Source organism: Kitasatospora sp. NPDC059146 (assembly GCF_042786665.1).
In the GTDB taxonomy this organism is placed as follows: Bacteria; Actinomycetota; Actinomycetes; order Streptomycetales; family Streptomycetaceae; genus Kitasatospora.
The window spans coordinates 1-5,378 of sequence record NZ_JBHZCY010000242.1; the positions used below are offsets into that span (position 1 = coordinate 1).

General features: G+C 75.1%; 5 protein-coding genes. 2 read left to right on the forward strand and 3 right to left on the reverse strand.

What is annotated here, in order from left to right; all coding sequences use genetic code 11:
* Nucleotides 1-28: 28 nt before the first annotated feature.
* Nucleotides 29-592, reverse strand: a complete 564-nt coding sequence (locus ACFXPX_RS43445) for a polyprenyl synthetase family protein (RefSeq protein WP_380645070.1) — start codon at nucleotides 590-592, stop codon at nucleotides 29-31.
* A 184-nt stretch (nucleotides 593-776) separates the two neighbouring features.
* Here ACFXPX_RS43445 and metF point away from each other — a divergent pair, with 184 nt between their 5' ends.
* Both metF and ACFXPX_RS43455 read left to right on the forward strand, forming a co-directional pair.
* Nucleotides 777-1,691, forward strand: a complete 915-nt coding sequence (metF, locus tag ACFXPX_RS43450; protein WP_375893245.1) for a methylenetetrahydrofolate reductase [NAD(P)H] — start codon at nucleotides 777-779, stop codon at nucleotides 1,689-1,691.
* Nucleotides 1,692-1,856: 165 nt separating this feature from the next.
* Nucleotides 1,857-2,774, forward strand: coding sequence for a hypothetical protein (locus tag ACFXPX_RS43455; RefSeq protein WP_380645071.1), 918 nt, complete (start codon nucleotides 1,857-1,859; stop codon nucleotides 2,772-2,774).
* A gap of 16 nt (nucleotides 2,775-2,790) precedes the next feature.
* On the opposite strand, the gene ACFXPX_RS43460 is transcribed toward ACFXPX_RS43455, so the two are convergent.
* Nucleotides 2,791-4,284, reverse strand: coding sequence for a phytoene desaturase family protein (locus tag ACFXPX_RS43460; RefSeq protein WP_380645072.1), 1,494 nt, complete (start codon nucleotides 4,282-4,284; stop codon nucleotides 2,791-2,793).
* A gap of 9 nt (nucleotides 4,285-4,293) precedes the next feature.
* Nucleotides 4,294-4,908: a DUF4126 domain-containing protein gene (locus tag ACFXPX_RS43465; protein WP_380409966.1), complete on the reverse strand. Its 615-nt coding sequence runs from the start codon at nucleotides 4,906-4,908 to the stop codon at nucleotides 4,294-4,296.
* Nucleotides 4,909-5,378 lie beyond the last annotated feature (470 nt).

Sequence of the window (5,378 nt, forward strand, 5' to 3'; positions counted from 1 at the left end):
ACCCGGTCGGCTCGGCCCCCGGAGGTGCTCAGCCCCGGGCGCCCGGCAGGACGATCTCGAAGCAGCAGCCCCCGGCGACGTTGCGGACCCGGGCCAGCACGGCGGCCGGGTCCAGGCCGGAGCGCAGGAACAGCTCGTCGCACCAGATCAGCAGCAGGTCGCCGAGCAGCACCGCGGCCGAGGCGCCGTACTGCTCGCGGTCGCCGCGCCAGCCGCTGTCCCGGTGCAGTGCCTCGAAGCGGCGGTGCACCGAAGGCAGGCCGCGGCGGGTGTCGCTGCGGTCCATCAGGTCGTCGTGCACCAGGGCGCTGGCCTGGAGCAGCTCCAGCGCGGCGGCCGCGTTGGCGATCCCCGCGCCGTCGGCGGGGCCGCCGGCGGCGCGCCAGCCCCAGTAGCAGAAGCCCGGGCGCAGCCGCTTGCCGCCGTCCAGCAGGAAGTCGCGCAGGGCCTCGGCGGCGGGCACCAGCTGCGGCGAGATCGTGCCGAGCAGCGCCGACTGGCCGTCCATGAACGCGGCGAGGGCCGTGTTGACGCGGGTGCGGACGTCCTCCACGTCCATGGGGTTGGCCGGCCGGGTGCTGGACGAGGTCACGATGATGCTCCGCTGGTTCGCTGGGGTGCAGCAAGCGTAGCGGGGCGGCCGGGAACGGATGTGCGAGCGGGGCCGCCGACGGCGCGCGGGGCGGCCGGTGCGGAAGCGGAGGCCCGTCCACTACTTGTCCCGAATCGTGGGATCGAGTTGTCCGGCCCCTTCGGGGGACGGATAACCTGCCAGCATGGCACTCGGCATCGCTTCCACGAGACCGGACCGCGCACAGACGGTCCGCGAACTCCTGGCGGCCGGAAAGCGCTCCTTCTCCTTCGAGTTCATGCCGCCGCGCACGGAGGTCGGCGAGCAGAAGCTCTGGGACGCCATCCGTCGACTCGAACCGCTGGACCCCAACTTCGTCTGCATGACGTACGGCGCCGGCGGCTCCTCCCGCGAGCGCACCGTCAACATGGTCGGCCGGATCGCCACCGAGACCACGCTCACCCCGGTCGCCCACCTGACCGCGGTGGACCACTCGGTCGCCGAACTGCGCAACATCATCGGCCAGTACGCCGACCAGGGAGTGCGGAACGTCCTCGCGGTCCGGGGCGACCCGCCCGGCGACCCGATGGGCGAGTGGGTCCGTCACCCGGACGGCGTCACCTACGCCTACGAGCTGGTGGAGCTGATCAAGGGCATCGGCGACTTCTGCGTCGGCGTCGCGGCCTCGCCGAACATGCACCCGCGCTCGGCCGACTGGGACGAGGACATCCGGCACTTCGTCGCCAAGGTCCGCTCCGGCGCGGACTACGCGATCACCCAGATGTTCTTCGAGGTCGACGACTACCTGCGCTACCGCGACCGGGTCGCCGCCGCGGGCTGCCCGACCCCGATCATCCCGGAGATCATGCCGGTGACCAACGCCAAGCAGCTGGAGCGCTTCCCGCAGCTCAGCGGCTCGGCCTTCCCGGCGGAGCTGGAGGCCCGGCTGCGGGCCGTCATCGACGACCCGGTGGCGCTGCGCGCGATCGGCATCGAGCACGCCACCACGATGGCCGAGCGGCTGCTCGCCGAGGGCGCGCCCGGCCTGCACTTCATCACGCTCAACCACTCGACGGCGACGCTGGAGATCTACCAGAACCTGGGGCTGCACCAGCGCTGATCACCGCTGTTCACGGGCCCGTCACCGCCGTCCGGTGGCGGGCCCGGTCGTGTGCGGCCGGTGCCGCCGACGGCGGGAACGCGATGCGGTACCCCGGCCGTTGAACCGGTACAGTCGCCGCACACGCGCGGCCGGCGCGGGCACGCGACTGGAGGTAGCGCGCGGATGGGCATCGGATACCTGCTGCTGTACGTCGCGTTGGCGGTGGTGGCGCTCTGGCTGGTCGCCGAGGTGCTGCTGCAGAACCGGGCGCCGGTGCACTGGCGGGCCCTCGCCCTGGCCGGCTTCCTCGGGGTGGCCGTCGGGATGGGCCTCGACTCGGTCGTGGTGATCGGTGCCGGAGCGGCCCTGTTCGCGGTCGGCCAGACCTTCGTCACCCTCTCGGTCAAGAAGGGCTACCAGGCCGGCTGGTCCCTGCGCAACGCCGACGGCAGCCTGCCCGGCCCGCTCGCCAAGGTGCCCCTGCTGGGCGCCCTGACCGGCGGCGCGGCGGTCGCGGCCGCGGCGGCCGAGGAGAAGCGGGTCGGCGAGGTCAGCGCGGTCGAGGAGACCCCGGCCCCGGACACCGCCCCGGCCTCCGCCCCGGTCGCCGAGGACGTCCCGGAGGTCGAGCAGACCGCCGCCTTCGAGATGCGGGAACTGGCCCAGGACGGCGTCTACGCCCCCTCCTACTACGAGCAGCCGCAGGCCCAGCAGCAGCCGCAGCAGCCGCAGGACCCGTACGCCCCGGCCTACCAGCCCGGCTACGAGCAGCAGCAGTGGCAGCAGCCCCAGCAGCAGCCCGCCTACGCCTACGACCAGCAGCAGTCCTACGGCGGCTACCCGCAACAGCAGCAGGACCCGTACGGCGGCTACCAGCAGGCCCAGGACCCGTACGCGGGCTACCAGCAGCAGCACCAGCAGACCTGGGACCCGAACGCCCAGCAGCAGCACCAGCACCAGCCGCACGAGCAGCAGCAGTGGCAGCCCCAGCCCGACCAGCTCGACCAGCACGGCCAGCACGCTCAGGGCGTCCCGCAGCAGCCGGGCTACGACCAGAACTACGGCTACCAGCAGCAGCAGAACACCTGGCACCAGGGCTGACCGGCCCGGCCCGGCGTCACGCCGGGCCGATCAGCCCGGCGGCGATGCAGGCCGACATGCCGGCCCGGGACAGGCCGCCGCCCGGGTGGGCGTTGCCACCGACCAGCAGCAGCCCGGGGACGGGCGACGCGTTGGCGGTGCGCAGCCACCGGCCCGCGGCGCCGGCCAGGGCGGGCCGGGCGACGGCGCCGGCGGGGGCGCCGGTCTCCCGACGGGTGTCCTCGGGCGTGCGCACCACCCGCCACAGGACCCGTTCGCGCAGGCCGAGACCGGCCGCGTCGACGTGGGCGAGCAGCTGGTCGGCGTAGCGGTCGGCGACCCCGGGGGCGGTCCAGTCGAACCCGTCCAGGGCCGGGACCGTCGCGGTCAGCACCACGGACTCGTGGGCGTCGTCGGGGCGCAGCGCCGGGTCGTCCGGGCGCAGTACCTGCACGGTGGGGCGGTCGCACAGCGGGCCGGCGCCGGTCAGCGCGGCCTCCTCCGCCGCCGGGTCGGCCGCGTGCACCACCGTGCGGTGCGCGGTGCCCTCCGGGCGCGCCCCGCGCAGGGCCAGCAGCACGCCGAACCGGCCGGGCACCCCGCGCGGCTCCCACCGCTCGGCCGGCCGCCCGGGCCACTCGGCGAGGCCGTGGTGGTGCAGCGCGCCCGCGTCCATCGCGGAGACCACCAGTTCGGCGTCGATCCGCCCGTCCGCCGTCTCCACCCCGCAGGCCCGGCCGCCCTCGACGAGCACCCGGGTGACCGGGGTGTCGAAGCGGAAGTCGACCTTGCGCAGCTCGCAGCGCCGGAACACCGCGTCGGCCAGGGCCCGCAGGCCGCCCCGGACGTACCAGACGCCGAAGGACTGCTCCATGTACGGCAGCACGGTGGCCCCGGCCGGGGCGTCGCCGGGGGCGAAGCCGTACCGGACGGCGGCCTCGGTGAGCAGCGCGGTCAGCCCGGGGTGGCCGCCGAGCTCGCGGGCGGCCACGTCCCGCAGGGTCCACGGTCGGGGGAGGCGCAGCCGGGCCAGGCCGGTGGGCGGCGGGACGGGGTACGGGTCGGCGCCCAGGAAGGCGTGGTCGGCGGGGAGCGGCTCCTCCAGCAGTGGGCGGCGGGTCGCCTCCCAGACCGTCCGGCCGTTGTTCATCACCGCGCTCCAGCGGGCACCGGAGCCCGCGCCGAAGGCGGTGTCCAGGGCCTGGCCGACGCCGCCGCGGGAGGCGTTGGGCAGGGTGACGACGGTCCCGTCGGGGAACACGTGCCGGCTCTCCGGCTCCACCGGCGCCAGCTCGACCAGCTGCTCCAGCGGCTCCTTGCCGGTCTTGAGCGCGAGGTCGCGGTAGACGGCCGGCAGCGGCAGCAGACCGGGACCGGTGTCGAAGGCGAAGCCGTCGCGCTCGTACCGGCCGACCATGCCGCCGTAACTGCCGCCCGCCTCGCAGACCGTCACCCGGTGACCGATGGTCGCCAGCCTGGAGGCCGCCGCGAGCCCGCTCATACCTGCGCCGATGATGACGATCCGTGCCATGGCCTGATTTTAGGCGCGACCCGCGTAAGCTCCGGACGCGGCCTTGGCGGCCTTGCGCTCGCGGCGGCGGGCCCGGAAGGCGCGGATCCTGCTGACCGCCAGCCAGACCAGCAGCAGACCGGCCAGCAGCAGGACGGCGGAGATCGAGGCGGCCGCCCAGGGGTGGAAGATCGCCAGGGTGACCAGGCCGGCCACCGAGAGGTCCTCGGTCAGGCTGACCACGATGTTGCTGAACGGTTCCGGCGTGGTGTTGACGGCCATCCGCAGCGAGGCCTTCACCAGGTGGGTGACCAGCGCGGTGGTGCCGCCCATCGCCCCGGCCGCGACCTCGCTGAGCGAGCCCGGGTCGGCGCTCGCGATCAGCACGCCGACGACGGCACCGGCGATCGGCCGGATCACGGTGTGCACGGCGTCCCAGACGGTGTCCACGTACGGGATCTTGTCGGCGACCGCCTCCAGCAGGAACAGCACGGCCGCCGCGACGAGCACGTCGGTGCGCTCCAGCGCGTGCGGCACCGACTCCGCGCCGGCGAACCGGCCCAGCAGGCCGAGCAGCAGCACCACCGCGTACGCGTTGATGCCGCTGGCCAGACCGCTGGTGAAGATCAGCGGCAGGACCGTCATCGCGTCCCCCTCCTCGTTCTCGCGGGCCTCGCGACCCCGTCCGGGCCGCCCGGCCCCGCCGTACCGTACCCGGAGCCGGGACGCCCCGGGCCGCCGCCGCGGTTCCGCTCCGGGCCGCCGCGGCCGACTGAGTACGGGTACTCAGTTCCGCGGTTGAGTACGACAGCGGATGGCCTCCGACCTGCTGGGACGGGAGAGTGGTGGCACCCGGGAGGGCGGCGCGTCGGGCGCCGGCCGCCCGGGCGGCGGATCCGTCCGTCCCCCTGGCCGGGAGGGCCCGGGGGGTGGTGCCGGGTCCGCGTCGGGCGCCGGTCACGGGCCCCGCACCGCCGACACGGGGCGGCGGAGCGGGCCGGGGGGAGACCGGTGACCGAACGGGGGGAAGCGGGGGGAACGGGGGAGATCGCACCGCCGCCCGGTGGGGGCGGGCGGGGCGACAGCAGACGGCGGCGGGCGCGGACCGGGGGGAC